10 protein-coding genes are annotated in these 16,248 nt (G+C 63.9%); 6 read left to right on the plus strand and 4 right to left on the minus strand.

Annotated features, from left to right (window positions below; translation table 11 throughout):
* The first annotated feature begins 46 nt into the window (after positions 1-46).
* From EN804_RS07030 to EN804_RS07040, 3 genes are all read left to right on the plus strand, one after another.
* Positions 47-1,258 carry an FAD-dependent oxidoreductase gene (locus EN804_RS07030; RefSeq protein ID WP_135881326.1) on the plus strand — a complete coding sequence of 404 codons (1,212 nt, stop codon included), beginning with the start codon at positions 47-49 and terminating at the stop codon, positions 1,256-1,258.
* Between the two features lie 121 nt (positions 1,259-1,379).
* On the plus strand, positions 1,380-2,330 hold the full coding sequence (locus EN804_RS07035; RefSeq protein WP_127278883.1) for an SPFH domain-containing protein: 951 nt from the start codon (positions 1,380-1,382) through the stop codon (positions 2,328-2,330).
* 14 nt (positions 2,331-2,344) lie between these two features.
* Entirely contained in the window at positions 2,345-2,809 is a 465-nt protein-coding gene (locus tag EN804_RS07040) for an NfeD family protein (RefSeq protein ID WP_127278884.1), read from the plus strand.
* Positions 2,810-3,012: 203 nt separating this feature from the next.
* Here the strand turns inward: EN804_RS07040 and EN804_RS07045 are convergent, their stop codons facing one another.
* On the minus strand, positions 3,013-4,014 hold the full coding sequence (locus EN804_RS07045; RefSeq protein ID WP_127278885.1) for a KpsF/GutQ family sugar-phosphate isomerase: 1,002 nt from the start codon (positions 4,012-4,014) through the stop codon (positions 3,013-3,015).
* Between the two features lie 248 nt (positions 4,015-4,262).
* Between EN804_RS07045 and EN804_RS07050 the strand changes: the two genes are divergently transcribed.
* Positions 4,263-6,047 carry an outer membrane beta-barrel protein gene (locus EN804_RS07050; RefSeq protein WP_189524454.1) on the plus strand — a complete coding sequence of 595 codons (1,785 nt, stop codon included), beginning with the start codon at positions 4,263-4,265 and terminating at the stop codon, positions 6,045-6,047.
* Positions 6,048-6,205: 158 nt separating this feature from the next.
* On the opposite strand, the gene galU is transcribed toward EN804_RS07050, so the two are convergent.
* Positions 6,206-7,120: a UTP--glucose-1-phosphate uridylyltransferase GalU gene (galU, locus tag EN804_RS07055; protein WP_189521863.1), complete on the minus strand. Its 915-nt coding sequence runs from the start codon at positions 7,118-7,120 to the stop codon at positions 6,206-6,208.
* Between the two features lie 202 nt (positions 7,121-7,322).
* On the opposite strand from galU, the gene EN804_RS07060 reads away from it, so the two are divergent.
* Both EN804_RS07060 and EN804_RS07065 read left to right on the plus strand, forming a co-directional pair.
* The gene (locus tag EN804_RS07060) at positions 7,323-8,546 is read left to right on the plus strand and encodes a lytic murein transglycosylase (RefSeq protein WP_135918988.1); all 1,224 of its coding nucleotides are present in this window, start codon (positions 7,323-7,325) and stop codon (positions 8,544-8,546) included.
* A 31-nt stretch (positions 8,547-8,577) separates the two neighbouring features.
* Positions 8,578-9,810 (plus strand): DUF459 domain-containing protein, encoded by a 1,233-nt coding sequence (locus tag EN804_RS07065; RefSeq protein ID WP_135918989.1) that lies wholly within the window; start codon positions 8,578-8,580, stop codon positions 9,808-9,810.
* Here the strand turns inward: EN804_RS07065 and EN804_RS07070 are convergent.
* The gene (locus EN804_RS07070; protein WP_127869907.1) at positions 9,807-11,261 is read right to left on the minus strand and encodes a glutamate synthase subunit beta; all 1,455 of its coding nucleotides are present in this window, start codon (positions 11,259-11,261) and stop codon (positions 9,807-9,809) included. The two genes, EN804_RS07065 and EN804_RS07070, sit on opposite strands and share 4 nt — an antisense overlap.
* A gap of 141 nt (positions 11,262-11,402) precedes the next feature.
* The gene (gene gltB / locus EN804_RS07075) at positions 11,403-16,136 is read right to left on the minus strand and encodes a glutamate synthase large subunit (protein WP_135918990.1); all 4,734 of its coding nucleotides are present in this window, start codon (positions 16,134-16,136) and stop codon (positions 11,403-11,405) included.
* Between the last annotated feature and the right edge of the window lie 112 nt (positions 16,137-16,248).

The following is a 16,248-nucleotide window of genomic DNA, read 5'->3' on the forward strand; positions in this document are numbered from 1 at the left end:
ACCACCGCCACTCCGGGGCGTTGACGCGCACCTTCCGGAGACGTGGATGCCGCGCAAACTCGACCTCAGAACCGGCCGGCCTGTCTGGTCGGCCTATCGCGCGCCCACGGTGCCGACCGACAGTCTGACCCGGGACGTCAAGACCGATGTGCTGATCATCGGCATGGGGATCAGCGGCGCCATGATGGCCGAGGCGCTGACAGCGGACGGCCACTCCGTGATCTGCATCGACCGCCGCGGACCGCTGAAAGGCTCGACGGCGGCAACCACGGCGCTGGTGCAGTTCGAAATCGACCAGCCGCTTTCAATTCTGTCGAGAATGATTGGCAAGGCCGAGGCACGGCAGGCCTGGCGACGCTCGCGGCTGGCCGTTTCCAATCTCGCCGCCCGCGTCACCGAACTCGGCATCACCTGCGGCATGAGCCGAACCCAATCGCTCTATCTGGCCGGCACCGTGCTCGGCCCCTCGGAACTGCGTGAGGAGGCCGAAGCGCGCCGGCAAGCTGGCATCGCCGCGACCTACTTGACCCCTCGGCCGCTCGCCGAGGCGTTCGGCATCGACCGCGATGGCGCCATCCTCAGCCATGGCAACATCGCGCTCGACCCGCGCAAGCTGACGGCAGGACTGCTGCTCGAGGCGCTCGGGCGCAAGGCTCGTCTCTACACGCCCGTCGAAGCGACGGCGATCAAGGACAGTGCCGACGAGGTGGTCGTGGCAACCAGGGACGGCCCCACCATTACGGCGCGGCATGTCGTCCTGGCCACCGGTTACGAACTGGTCGACATCGTGCCGGCGGCGGCCCACCAGATCATCTCGACCTGGGCGATCGCGACGCGCCCACAGCCACGAAAGCTCTGGCCGGGTGCGACGTTCATCTGGGAGGCGTCGGATCCCTACCTCTATGTCAGGGCGACCACCGACGGCCGGGTCGTATGCGGCGGTGAGGACGAGGATTTCGTCGACGAGACACAGCGAGACGAACTCATCCCCGACAAGAGCGAACGGATAGCCGAAAAGCTTGGCAGGCTGTTGCCGCATCTCGACACCAGGCCCGAATTTGCCTGGACCGGCTCCTTCGGCACGACGACCACTGGCCTCCCTTGCATCGGCGCCATTCCCAGGCATCCGCGCATCCATGCCGTGATGGGTTATGGCGGCAACGGCATCACCTTCTCGCGCATCGCTGCCGAGATCGTTCCGGCCTCGATCCGCGGGCTTGAAGACACGGATGCAAGCCTGTTTGCCTTCAACCGCTGAGTGTATACTCGCAAACAATCCCTCATCACCTAATTGTAACGTTGCTGAAACACACTTAAGTCTTTGGTGAAGTCGGCTGCGTGGGAATGGCTCGCGCGGCCTGCCTCTGAGGGAGAACCAAATGGATTTCAGTGGTTTCGATATTGCGGTCGTTGTTCTGGTCGCGCTTGTCGTGCTGGTGCTGTTCAAGGGCATCAAAACAATTCCGCAGGGATACAACTATACCGTCGAACGCTTTGGTCGTTACACCAAGACACTGAGCCCCGGCCTCAACCTCATCACACCATTCGTTGACCGCATCGGCGCCAAGATGAACATGATGGAACAGGTGCTCGACGTTCCGAGCCAGGAGATCATCACCCGCGACAACGCCATCGTCGGCGTCGACGGCATCGCTTTCTACCAGATCCTCAACGCGGCACAGGCCGCCTATCAGGTTGCCGGCCTGCAGAACGCCATCCTCAACCTGACGATGACCAACATCCGTACTGTAATGGGCTCGATGGACCTCGATGAGCTGTTGTCCAACCGCGACGCCATCAACGAGCGCCTGCTGCGCGTCGTCGACGAAGCGGCGCATCCGTGGGGCATCAAGATCACCCGCGTCGAGATCAAGGACATCAACCCGCCGGCGAACCTGATCGAATCGATGGGCCGCCAGATGACCGCCGAGCGCAACAAGCGCGCGCAAATCCTGGCCGCCGAAGGCCTCAAACAGTCGCAGATCCTCGAAGCCGAGGGCCGCAAGGAAGCCGCCTTCCGCGACGCCGAGGCGCGCGAACGCTCCGCCGAAGCCGAAGCCCGCGCCACCCAGGTGGTGTCGGAAGCGATTTCCAAGGGCGACGTGCAAGCGCTGAACTACTTCGTCGCCCAGAAATACACCGAGGCCTTGACCAGGATCGGTTCGGCCACCAACAGCAAGGTCGTGCTGATGCCCCTGGAAGCCTCCTCGCTGATCGGCACGCTCGGCGGTATCGGCGAGATCGCCAAGGAAGTCTTCCGCAGCGAAGGCACGACCGGTGCGCAAAGGCAGGCAGCGCGTCCGCCTGTCGTCAGGCCCTCCGAAAACTGAGATAGGCCACGCTCATGATCGACCGCATCGTTTCTGAACTCGGCCCGTGGAACTGGATGGTTCTGGGCTTCGTGCTGCTGGTTGTAGAGGTCATCGCGCCGGGTTTCTTCATGCTTTGGATCGGCATCGCCGCCCTGATCGTCGGCGCGGTGTCGCTGCTAATCTGGGATGCCGCCATCTGGACATGGCAGGTCCAGGTGCTGCTGTTCCTCGTGCTGTCGCTGGTTTCAGCCTTTGTCGGCAAGAAACTCATGGGCGGACGCGACCAGCCGACCGACCAGCCCCTGCTCAACCGCCGTGGTGCGCAGATGATCGGTAGGATGGCGACACTTGCCGAACCGATCCGCGACGGCCGTGGCCGCATCAAGCTCGGCGACACGCTGTGGCGCGTTTCCGGCCCGGACCTGCCCGCCGGCACCCAAGTCCGCGTCACCGCCGCCGCCGACACCGATCTGGAATTGACGGTGGAGCAGGTCTGAATTTCAGCTCGCCATTACCTGAATGCCGCCGACGCGCAGGTGTGCTGAGATTCAGGTCAGGGCGAGTCGAAAATGGCTGATGCCGAGAACCGGAGCGGAGCGTACTTTTCGTACGCGAGCTCAGTTCTACTGCGACGCAGTAGAACGGGGAAGCCCAGGGATCAGCCATTTGCAGGCCGACCTCACCTGAATATCAGCGCACCTCAGGCTGCGCCGATGCGCAGCAGGTCGTGAAAATGCACCACGCCCAGCGGCATGTTGTTCCTGGTCACCACCAGTGCGCCGATATTGTGCTCGTTGAGCAGCGCGATGGCCGTACCTGCTAGCGTCTGCGGGTCGACCGTCTTGGGTGTGCGGGTCATCACCTCGTCGACGATGACATCGGCCAGGTTACGGTGCAGGTTGCGCGCCACATCGCCGTCGGTGATGATCCCGGCCAATTCGCCATTCGCGTCGACGATCAGGACGCAGCCGACCTTCTTCTGCGACAACGTCATCACCGCTTCCGGCATCTTGGTGCCGACGACGGCCAGCGGCATCTGGTCGCCGACCCGCATGATCTCGGAGACCATGGTCAGGTTGGCGCCAAGCTGGCCGCCGGGATGGAAGGTGCGAAAATGGTCCGGCGTGAAGCCGCGCGCCTCGAGCAGCGCGATCGCCAGCGCGTCGCCGACGACCAGCTGCAGCAGCGTCGATGTTGTCGGCGCCAGGCCATGCGGGCAGGCCTCGGGGGTGCGTGGCAACAAAAGCACGACGTCGGCCGCGCGCGCCAGCGCCGACGTCTCTCCAGAGGTGACGGCGATGAGCGGAATGGAAAACCGCCGGGAATAGGCGACGATACCCATCATCTCCTTGCTCTCGCCCGACCACGAGATTGCGATGATGGCATCGTCCTTGGCGATCATGCCGAGATCACCATGATTGGCCTCGGCGGGATGGACGAAGAAGGCAGGCGTGCCGGTGGAGGCCAGCGTCGCCGCAATCTTCGAACCGATATGGCCGCTTTTGCCGACACCGGTGACGATGAGCCGGCCCTCGATCTTCGAGATCATGTCGACGGCATGGGCAAAGGGTGCCGCCAGTCCGTTCTCGAGCGCCTCGGCAAGGGCCGCGATCCCGGCCTGCTCGGTTGCCACCGTTCTCAGCGCCGATTCGATCGACGCTTGCCTGTCCAGGGGCTTCTTATCGAGAGGTCTCGCATGCATGGCTGATGCGCTTAGCGCTTTGCCGCCCGCCTGTCCAACAGAAATGGCCTTCCGCATGACGGCTGAATGTGTGCGGTAATTTGGGACAACGACAAGGATCAAAACGGAAGGCACGACGCGGACCCGCATTGTCGCCCGCGGAAATCGCGTTTGAACCGGGGACGCGCGCGACCTCAACCCTCCGTTAACCATCCCCATTTACGGTTCGGTAAGTATGGCGCGCATGCGCCGCGCGAGCAGTGGTGGCGATGTCCGGGGTCCAGCCAGAAAAATCGAGAGGACGACGGGGCAACGCGGTCTGCGCCTTGCTGCTGGCGACCAGCGTCCTTGCCTTGCTGCGTCCTGCGCCACTCCAGGCCCAGGAAACGGAACTGCGTGGAGAAGTGTCGGAATCGGCGATCCTGTCCGACCAGCAGCGCAAGGCAAGAAACCTTGTTCTTGCCCAGCAAGCGGCGGCCAATGCTGCCGCGCAGGACGATGCGTCGGCGCGCACCTATCTGCCGGCCAGCGCCGGTGCCGTGCCTGACGATACCGACGCCGCGAACTCGACCACGAGCGTCTTCGACCCGCCCCAGGCCAGCGACGATATCTCCGCCGACACACCGACGCCGCCCAAGCCGCGCCGCACTTCGAACGCCAGGCAGAACGCGGCCGACAAGGCAAAGGACAAGGCTGCCGACAAGTCCAAGAAGAAAAAGGGCACCACGGCGGCTACGGATCCAACCACCACCGCCACGGCAGTCACCACGGCGAGGACCGACGATACCGACAACACCGCGGCGGACCAGGAAGCGGCCAACCGCCGTGCACTTACCATCGACAGTGTGGACAGGCAGAAACTCGACGCCGGCGCCGAGCGCACCGCTGCGATCGAAGGCCAGAACAAGAAGCCCGAGGACGATCCGTTCGCCGCCACCGGTGTCAAATGGGGCTCCTTCGTCATCCGGCCGACCCTCGAACAGGGGCTGACGGCGACGACGAACGGCGATTCGAGCAGTGCCGGCACGTCGGCGCTGCTGTCCGAGACGGCGCTGCGCTTTACCGCCGCTTCCGACTGGCGCGAAAACTCCGCGACCATCGACGGCTATGGCAATTTCCGCGAAACCGTGTCGGGCTACCCGGTTCACGATGGGCAGGGCCGCATCGAAGGCCAACTCAATGTCGACCTCGACAAGGAATTGCGCGCCATCGCCAAGCTCGGCTACGAAGCCGTGCCGGAATCGGCGTCTTCGCCCGATGCCATTGCCGGCGTCAGCACCCAGCCGCTGCGGCAGACGATCGATGGCAGCATCGGCGTCGAGAAGGCCGTCGGCAAGATGCAGTACAGGTTGACCGGGGCGGTCTCACACGACTTCTACGGTGACGCCAAGCTCGCCGACGGCACCTCGCTGTCGCAGAAGGATCAAGACAACACGCTCTACACGGCAACCTTGCGCACCGGCTACGAGATTTCCCCGGCGCTCACGCCCTTCACCGAAATCGAGGTCGGCCGCCGGGCCTATGACCAGCGCATCGACGATGAAGGCTTCGAGCGCTCCTCGACGCGCCTCGGCGCCCGCGCGGGCCTGCAAGTCGACATGGGCGAGAAGCTGTCGGGTGAATTCTCGGCCGGCTGGCTCAGGGAAGCGATCGACGACAAAAGCCTTGAAGCGATTTCGGGTGCCACCGTCAATGCCGATCTAAACTGGTCGCCCGAACGCGGCACCACGATCGGCCTGACCGGCAAGACCACTGTCGAGACCACGACCACATCAGGCGAAAGCGGCGATATCCTCTACTCCGGACGCCTGACGGGCGAACGCGTGATCCGATCCAATCTCACCGCGAATGCGGCACTGGGCCTGGACTGGCGCGACTATGTCGGCATCAACGGCCATGACAGGATCTTGAGCGCCGAGGCCGGCCTGACCTGGTGGCTGAACCGCTATGCCGGCCTCACCACCCGGGTGAGAACCGAAAAACTGACCAGCAACCTGCCCGGCCGCGACTACACCGCCAACAGCATCTACCTCGGCATGAAAGTGCAGCGCTGAACGCGTATGCACTTCGTCATCCTGGGGCGTAGCAAGGAGCGAAGCGACCCGGCGCAGACCCCAGGATCCATGCAGCGACTTATGGGTCGCCTCTGCGGTGATAGGCCTGGAGCATCTCTCTGGCTCCTGCTTCGCCGAGGATGACGAAAGTATGGGGCTTAAAACGCTGCCCCGCGCCGTTCTGATGGCTTCATCTCGTCGAGAAGCGTGCGGATCACGCCGGCCATGCTCTGGTTCATGTCGTTGCGCCACAGCGCGAAGGCGACATTGGCCTCGACAAAACCTTCCGGCGAGCCGCAATCGAAGGTGCGGCCCTGATAATGATAGCCGTAGAAGGCTTGCTGCTTTTCCAGCTTTAGCATCGCGTCGGTGAGCTGGATTTCGTTGCCGGCGCCCTTCTCCTGGCCTTCGAGAATTTTGAAGATCTCCGGCTGCAGGATGTAGCGGCCGTTGATATAGAGGTTGGAGGGCGCTGTGCCGGTCTTCGGCTTTTCCACCATCTCGGTGATGCGGAAGCCGTGATGGGTGTCTTCGCCGCGGCCGACAATGCCGTATTTGTGAGCCTCCGCCGGGTCGCATTCCTGCACCGCGATGATGTTGTTGCCGGTTTCCTCGTAGAGTTCGACCATCGCCTTCGTGCAGCTCTTCTCCGACTGCATGATCATGTCGGGCAACAACAGCGCGAACGGCTCGTCGCCGACCAGTTCGCGCGCGCACCAGACAGCATGGCCGAGACCCATCGGCACCTGCTGGCGGGTGAAGCTGGTCTGGCCCGGCGCCGGCTGCAGCCGCTGCAGGCGGGCAAGCTGCTCGTCCTTGCCGCGCTGTGCCAGCGTGTCATAGAGCTCGAACTGGATATCGAAATGGTCCTCGATGACCGCCTTGTTGCGGCCGGTGACGAAGATGAAATGCTCGATGCCCGCCTCGCGCGCCTCATCGACGACATACTGGATGACCGGCCTGTCGACGACGGTCAGCATTTCCTTGGGAACGGCCTTGGTGGCCGGGAGAAACCGGGTGCCGAGGCCGGCGACCGGGAAAACTGCCTTGCGAACTCTCTTCATGCTTTCAATTATCCGTTTGCTGGCCGGCTCCGCAATCCCCGTCTCGCGACATTTTCACGCCGGAATTGAAGATTACTGGAGCGGCTGAGGGAAACTTCCACCGGTTAAAGCATCGAGGTGTCTTTTCGTTCCAGGCGACGCCTATGGTAAACTAATTCCTAACCCGGTTCGGCGATGAATGGTCTTTCCTGAGACAAAGAAGGAGGAAAAGATGTCCGTTCGCAATGCCGCAAAACGTTTCAGCAGCGTCATGACGGCGGCAAGCCTCTCGCTCGCTTTGCTCATTCCCACCGGGCCGGCCTTCGCCGACGCCGGGTTCCGGCAATGGGTCGCCGGCTTCCGCGCCACCGCCGTGGCCGGCGGCGTTTCCGGCGCCGTCTACGACCAGGCCTTCCGGGGGATCAACGAGCCCGACCCGGTGGTGCTGGAAAAGGCCCGTACCCAGCCCGAATTCACCGCACCCGCCTGGGATTATTTCGACAACCGCGTCCATGACCAGTCCGTCGCCGTCGGGCAGCAGATGGCGAAAAAGTGGAAACCTTGGCTGGACAGGATCGAGGCGAGGTTCGGTGTCGACCGCTACGTGCTGTTGGCCATCTGGTCGATGGAATCGAACTATGGCGAGATCCTCAAGCGCGACGACATCATGCGCAATGTCGTCCGTTCGCTGGCGACTTTGGGATATGGCGACCCGAAACGTTCGAAATACGCCCGCACCCAGTTGGTCGCGGCGCTGAAGATCCTGCAGAGCGGCGACATCGACGAAAGCCACCTGATGGGCTCCTGGGCGGGTGCCATGGGCCAGACCCAGTTCATCCCGACCAGCTACCAGCATTATGCCGTCGACATGGACGGTAACGGCAAGCGCGACATCTGGAATTCCATTCCCGATGCGTTGGCGACATCGGCTAACCTGCTCAAGAAGAATGGCTGGCAGGCCGGCAAGACCTGGGGCTACGAAGTCACCTTGCCGGCAGGCAAATTGCCGGGCGGATCGAAGACCCTGGCGCAATGGCAGGCGCTCGGCGTCGTCAGGGCCAGCGGCAAACCGTTCAAGACCCTTACCGACAAGGCGACGCTGAAAGTGCCGGACGGCCGCGGCGGGCCGGCCTTCCTGATGATCAGGAATTTCTCGGTCATCAAGGCCTACAACAATGCCGACAAATACGCGCTCGCTGTCGGTCTGCTTGCCGATGAGATCGCTGGCGGCAACGGCCTGGTGCAGGACTGGCAGCGACCTTTCACCAAGCTCAGCTTCGAGGAAAGGCAGGAGTTGCAGAAGCGACTTTCCCAGCATGGCCTTTATGATGGCAAATTCGACGGCAAGATCGGTGACGGCTCGAAGACGGCCATCATGGCTTATCAGGCGAAGGTTGGCTTGGCCCAGGATGGCTATCCGAGCTTGGAAGTGCTGAAATGGCTCAGGCAAAAATAAAACCTGGCGTAGTTGAGTAGGGAGGGGGCGATTGGTTTGGCCTGCGCGCATCGGGACGGTCGTTCGTCGCATGCCGGTGCTGATTCTGGCCTTCGCCGTGCTCGCCATCGCCGTGGCCGGCGCCGTCCACGCCCCAGCCATGGCGCAGGAGCAGCCGCAGCAGAGCCGCGGCTGGTCGTTGCGCGACCTTCTGTTTCCGCGCCGCAGCGAGCGGGTAGAGCCGCCACTGGACATCCAGAAGGCGATACCCAAGCCGAAGAAGAAACCTCGTGCGCCTCGCCCACCCGAGGAGCCTGCAACGCCCGTGGCCGAAAAAGCGCCGGACGCCCGCACCGTCCTTGTGGTCGGCGACTTCATGGCGGCGGGTCTGGCCGAGGGTCTGGACGAAGCCTTCGCCGAGAATACCGGCGTCAGGATCGTTGACCGCAGCAATGGCTCGTCAGGCTTCGTGCGCGATGATTTCTACAACTGGCCCGAACAGATCAAATCGCTGATCGAAACCGAAAAGCCCGCCGCGGTGGTCGTCATGCTGGGGTCTAACGACCGCCAGCAGATGAAGGTCGGGGACGTACGCGAGCAGCCTCGTTCCGAAAACTGGACCAAGGAGTACGAACACCGTACCGATGAGTTCGGCAAGGCAATCGCCACCGCCAAGGTGCCTTTCCTATGGGTGGGCATGCCGGCCTTCCGGGTGCCGAAGATGACCTCGGACATGCTGGCCTTCAACGACATCTACCACAAGGCGGCCGAAAGCCACGGCGGCGAATTCGTCGATGTCTGGGACGGTTTCGTCGACGAGAACGGGGCCTTCATTACCAGCGGCCCCGACATGAATGGCCAGCCCGTGCGGCTGCGCGCCGATGACGGCATCAACGTGTCCAAGGCAGGCAAGCGCAAACTCGCCTTCTACACCGAAAAGTCGCTGGTGAAGATCCTTGGACTGGCCGCGCCGGGAAGCGTGGCACCGACGGCGGCGCCGGCGGGCGCACCGGTCGAGGCGCCCGGTTCGGCCGCCGCCCCCATCGTCATCGATCGCACCCAACCCATGCTGCTCAGCGATCCCGCGCTCGACGGCGGCACCGAATTGCTCGGCGCCGCCCCACTGCCGAAGGCCGATCCAGCTCTTCCCGGGGAAAGGTTGGTGATCGAGGGCAAGGCGCCGGAAGCTTCGCCCGGACGCGCCGACGACTTTTCCTGGCCGCCGAAGGCAAGTCCGGCAGCCGCGGCGGCGGCCGCCGATACCACGACGGCGATTACCCCTTAACGCGGCAGGACGGTCGTCCCCATCAGCGCCTCGTCGATCGAGCGTGCCGCCTGGCGGCCTTCGCGGATCGCCCAGACGACCAGAGACTGGCCACGGCGCACGTCGCCCGCCGCGTAGAGCCGGTCGACGCTGGTCCTGTAGTCGCGGTCATTGGCCTCGACATTCCTGGAACGGCGGCTGTCGGTGGTGATCTTCATCTCACCCTCCAGTTCCGCCGCAACGCCTGCCGTCGCCGGTCCGGCAAAGCCGATGGCGATGAAGGCCAGATCGGCGCGGATGACGAATTCGGTGCCGGCGATCGGCTTGCGCTTCTCGTCGACCTCGCAGCATTTGACGCCCGTAAGCTGGCCTTCCTCGCCGATGAATTCGAGCGTCGCCACCTGGAATTCGCGCTCCGCGCCCTCGGCCTGCGAGGACGAGGTGCGCATCTTGGTTGCCCAGTAGGGCCAGACGGCGAGCTTGTCTTCCTTCTCGGGCGGCTGCGGGCGGATGTCGAGCTGGGTGACGCGCACGGCGCCCTGGCGGAAGGCGGTGCCGACGCAGTCGGAGGCGGTATCGCCACCACCGACGACAACGACATGCTGGCCACCGGCGATGATCGGATGCGACGGCCATGCCACGGACTGGATCGGCTCACCGCCGACGCGGCGGTTCTGCTGCACCAGATAGGGCATCGCGTCATGCACACCGCCGAGATCATCGCCGGGTATCCCGGCGGCGCGCGGCGTTTCCGAACCGCCGCAATAGAGCACGGCATCATGCTCTGCGAGCAGTTCAGCCACGGGCTTGTCGACGCCGACATTGACGCCACAGTGGAAGGTCACCCCCTCGCCCTGCATCTGTTCGATGCGCCGGTCGATATAGTGCTTCTCGATCTTGAAGTCGGGAATGCCGTAACGCATCAGCCCGCCTGGCCGGCTCTCGCGCTCATAGACATGCACGTCGTGGCCGGCGCGGCCAAGCTGCTGGGCCGCCGCCATGCCAGCCGGGCCGGACCCGATGATGGCGACCCGCTTGCCGGTCTTCCTTTCCGGCGGATAGGGCCTGATGTGGCCGGTCTCATAGGCCTTGTCCGCGATCGCCTGCTCCACCGTCTTGATGGCGACAGGAATGTCCTCGAGGTTCAGCGTGCAGGCTTCCTCGCAAGGTGCCGGGCAGATGCGGCCGGTGAACTCCGGGAAGTTGTTGGTCGAGTGCAGGTTGCGGATCGCGTTGTCCCAGTCCCTGTTGTAGACGAGGTCGTTCCAGTCGGGGATCTGGTTGTGGATCGGGCAGCCGGTCGGCCCGTGGCAGAACGGAATGCCGCAATCCATGCAGCGCGCGGCCTGTTTCTCCACCTCCTTGTCCGACATCGGCAGCGTGAATTCGCGGAAATGCCGGATGCGGTCGGAGGCCGGCTGGTACTTGTGCACCTGCCGGTCGATTTCGAGAAAGCCTGTTACCTTGCCCATAGTCCAGTTCCTGCTGTCCAGATGGTGCGGTTTTCGCCGCACCCGTTAACCTCTTGAGGCAGCCATGGCAACCTTGAGCCCGAGGTCAAACTGTCGATGAAGGGGCCGGGAAGCCTGGGCTCCCCGGCAATTCTCAAAAATCTATTCGGCCGCGACGCCCATGCGCATGCGTTCCATCTCGATCAGCGCGCGGCGGTATTCGACCGGCATGATCTTGCGGAATTTCGGCCGGAACGTCGCCCAGTCGTCGAGGATCTCGCGGCCGCGCACCGAACCCGTATAGTGCACGTGGTTCGAGATCAGCTGGTAGAGCCGTTCCTCGTCATGGCTGGTCATGTCGCCGGAGACGTCGACGCGGCCCTTGTGGTCGAGGTCGCCGCCATGGTGCAGCAGCTTTTCCATCAGGTCGTCTTCTTCCGGAACCGGCTCCAGCTCGACCATGGCCATGTTGCAGCGCTCGGCGAAATCGCCCGCCTCGTCCAGCACGTAGGCGACGCCGCCCGACATGCCGGCGGCGAAGTTGCGGCCGGTCTTGCCGATGACGACGACGACGCCGCCCGTCATGTATTCGCAGCCATGATCGCCGACGCCTTCGACGACGGCCGCCACGCCCGAATTGCGCACCGCGAAGCGCTCGCCGGCGACCCCGGCGAAATAGGCCTCGCCCTCGGTCGCGCCATAGAGCACCGTATTGCCGACGATGATGGAGTCGGCCGCGACGATCCTGGCTTCTTGCGGCGGCCGGATGACGATGCGGCCGCCCGACAGGCCCTTGCCGACATAGTCGTTGCCGGCACCGACCAACTCGAAGGAAACGCCGCGTGCCAGGAAGGCGCCGAAGGACTGGCCGGCGGTTCCGGTGAGCTTGACCTGGATCGTGTCCTCGCGCAGCCCCTTGTGCTTGAAGCGCTTGGCCACCTCACCCGACAGCATGGCGCCCGTGGAACGGTCGACATTGCGGATGTCCACCTCGATCTTGACCGGCTGCTTGGCCTCCAATGCGGGCTTGGCCAGTTCGATCAGCTTGCGGTCGAGCACATCGTCGATCGGGTGCTTCTGCCGTTCCGTCCAATGCACTGCTTCATGCGGCGCATCCGGCTTGTAGAACATCTTAGAGAAGTCGAGCCCGCGCGCCTTCCAGTGCTGGATCACGTCGCGCTTTTCCAGAAGGTCGGCGTCGCCGATGATCTGGTCGATATGGGTAAAGCCCATTTCGGCGAGCAGCGCCCGCACCTCTTCCGCCACGTAGAAGAAGAAGTTGATGACGTGCTCGGGCGTGCCCTTGAAGCGCTTGCGCAGCACCGGGTCCTGCGTCGCCACACCGACCGGACAGGTGTTGAGATGGCACTTGCGCATCATGATGCAGCCGGCCGCGATCAGCGGCGCGGTCGAGAAGCCGAACTCGTCGGCGCCGAGCAGCGCGCCGATGATGACGTCGCGCCCGGTGCGCAGGCCGCCATCGACCTGCAGCGCCACGCGTGAACGCAGGCCGTTCAACACCAGCGTCTGATGCGTCTCGGCAAGACCCATCTCCCACGGGCTGCCGGCATGCTTGAGCGAGGTCAGCGGCGAGGCGCCGGTGCCGCCATCATAACCCGAGATGGTGATGTGGTCGGCGCGCGCCTTGGCGACGCCGGCGGCAACCGTGCCGACACCGACTTCCGACACCAGCTTGACCGACACGTCGGCCGCCGGATTGACGTTCTTCAGGTCGTAGATCAGCTGCGCCAAATCCTCGATCGAATAGATGTCGTGGTGCGGCGGCGGCGAGATCAGGCCGACGCCCGGCGTCGAGTGCCTCACCTTGGCAATGGTCGCGTCGACCTTGTGGCCGGGCAATTGGCCGCCCTCGCCGGGCTTGGCGCCCTGCGCCACCTTGATCTGCATGACATCGGAATTGACGAGGTACTCGGCCGTCACGCCGAACCGTCCCGAGGCGACCTGCTTGATCGCCGAGCGTTCCGGGTTCTTGTCGCCGCCAGGCAGCGGCAGATAGCGGTCGGCCTCTTCGCCGCCCTCCCCGGTGTTCGACTTGCCGCCGATCTGGTTCATGGCGCGCGCCAGCGTGGTGTGCGCTTCCCTGGAGATCGAACCGAACGACATCGCCCCGGTCGAGAAGCGCTTGACGATCTCGGCCGCCGGCATCACGTCGTCGAGCGCGACCTTCTTGCGCCCGCTCTCATCCGCCAGCTTGATCTTGAACAGGCCGCGGATGGTCTGGGCGCGGGCCGTCTGGCTGTCGATCTGCGCCGAATACTCCTTGAACGTGTCCCACGAACCCTGGCGCACGGCGTGCTGCAAGGTGGCGACCGCGTCGGGCGACCACATATGCGCCTCGCCGCGCATGCGGAACAGATACTCGCCGCCGACCTCCAGGCTGTTGCGCAGCACCGGATCGCTGCCGAAACCGTCCGTGTGGCGGCTGACGGTTTCGCCTGCGACCTCATCAAGTCCGACGCCTTCGATCAGCGTCGCGGTGCCGGTGAAGTACTGCTGCACGAAATCGGTCTTCAGCCCGATGGCATCGAAGATCTGCGCGCCGCAATAGGACTGATAGGTCGAGATGCCCATCTTGGACATCACCTTGAGGATGCCCTTGCCGATCGACTTGATGTAGCGCGACACCACTTCATAGGCGTCGACCTCTTCCGGCAGCTCGCCGCGCTTGTGCATGTCGAGCAGCGTGTCGAAGGCCAGATAGGGATTGATCGCTTCCGCGCCATAGCCGGCAAGGCAGCAGAAATGATGCACCTCGCGCGGCTCGCCGGATTCCACGACCAGGCCCACTGCGGTGCGCAGTCCCTTGCGGATCAGGTGGTGATGCACGGCGGCCGTGGCCAGCAGTGCCGGGATGGCGATGCGGTCCGGCCCGAGCTGGCGGTCGGACAGGATGATGATGTTGTAGCCGCCGGCGACCGCCGCCTCGGCCCGCTCGCACAGACGTTCGACGGCGCCCTGCATGCCGGCAGCACCCTCGCTCGACCCATAGGTGATGTCGATCGTCTTGGTGTCGAAACGGTCCTCGGTATGGCCGATGGAGCGGATCTTTTCGAGATCGCCGTTGGTCAGGATCGGCTGGCGCACCTCGAGCCGCTTGCGGCGCGAATTGCCGACCAGGTCGAAGATGTTCGGCCGCGGTCCGATGAAGGACACCAGGCTCATCACCAGCTCCTCGCGGATCGGGTCGATCGGCGGGTTGGTGACCTGGGCGAAATTCTGCTTGAAATAGGTGTAGAGCAGCTTCGACTTGTCCGACATCGCCGAGATCGGCGTGTCGGTGCCCATCGAGCCCACTGCTTCCTGGCCCGTGGTCGCCATCGGCGACATCAACAGCTTGGTGTCTTCCTGGGTGTAGCCGAATGCCTGCTGGCGATCGAGCAGGCTGACGTCCTTGCGCAGCGCGCGCGGCTCCACCGGCTTCAAATCTTCCAGGATGAGCTGCGTGTTGGAGAGCCAGGTCTTGTAGGGGTGCCTGGTCGCGATCTCCGACTTGATCTCCTCGTCGGGGACGATGCGGCCCTTGGCCAGGTCGATCAGAAGCATGCGGCCGGGCTGCAGCCGCCACTTCTGCACGATCTTCTCCTCCGGCACCGGCAGCACGCCGGCTTCCGAAGCCATGATGACGCGGTCGTCATCGGTGACGATGTAGCGTGCCGGACGCAATCCGTTGCGGTCGAGCGTGGCGCCAATCTGGCGGCCATCGGTGAAGGCGACCGCCGCTGGCCCATCCCACGGCTCCATCAACGCCGCATGATACTCGTAGAAAGCTTTGCGGTCGGCATCCATGAGCTTGTTGCCGGCCCAGGCTTCCGGGATCAGCATCATCATGGCGTGGCTGAGGCTGTAGCCGCCCTGGAACAGGAACTCGAGCGCATTGTCGAAGCACGCCGTATCCGACTGGCCATCGTAGGAGATCGGCCAAAGCTTCGAGATGTTGTTGCCGAACAGTTCGGAATCGACCGACGCCTGGCGCGCCGCCATCCAGTTGTTGTTGCCGCGCACCGTGTTGATCTCGCCATTGTGGGCGACCATGCGATAGGGATGCGCAAGCTTCCACGACGGGAAGGTGTTGGTCGAGAAGCGCTGGTGGACGAGGATCAGCGCGGTTTCGAAACGCGGGTCCTTGAGGTCCTTGTAGTAGGCGCCGACCTGATAGGCCAGGAACATGCCCTTGTAGACGATGGTGCGCGCCGACAGCGACACGCAATAGGCGCCGATGTCCTTGTTGTCGTTCTCGGCGTAGATGCGGCCCGAGATGACCTTGCGTAGCAGATAGAGCCTGGCCTCGTATTCCTCGTCATCGATGATATCGGCCGTGCGGCCGATGAAGACCTGGCGGTGGAACGGCTCGGACGCGACGATGTCAGGCGCCTTCGACAGCGACGAATTGTCGACCGGCACGTCACGGAATCCGAGCAGCGGCAGCCCCTCGGACTGCGCCGATTCGGCGATGATCTCTTCGATATGGGCACGAAGGATGGCATCCTGCGGCATGAACCAGTGTCCGACGCCATACTGGCCGACCGGTGGCAGTTCGATGCCTTGGGCCGCCATCTCCTCACGGAAAAAAAGATCCGGAAGCTGCGCCAGCACGCCGGCGCCATCGCCGACCAGCGGATCGGCGCCGACGGCGCCGCGATGCGTCAGGTTCTCGAGCACGGCAAGCCCGTCCTTGACGATCTGATGCGACTTCACGCCCTTCATGTTGACAATGAAGCCGACGCCGCAGGCGTCATGCTCGTTGCGCGGATCGTAGAGACCCTGGGCGGTGAGGCCGCCGGTAGTCGCGCGATTTTTTATGGAGGTATTTTTGACGGCGGCCGCTTTCGTCTGCGCGGCCTGGCCGTTCGTCGCAGAGAGCGTCAATTCCGTCATCGTTCTATCCTCCGTTCCGCGCCACGTGGCATTGGCCTGCGGGCGCTGGTTTGCCTTGGCGAGCACTTGGGCTCGCCCTTCATTCTTGCGGCACGTCTTGCGAAATCGCCGA

Source organism: Mesorhizobium sp. M8A.F.Ca.ET.161.01.1.1, assembly GCF_004792105.1.
GTDB lineage: Bacteria > Pseudomonadota > Alphaproteobacteria > Rhizobiales > Rhizobiaceae > Mesorhizobium.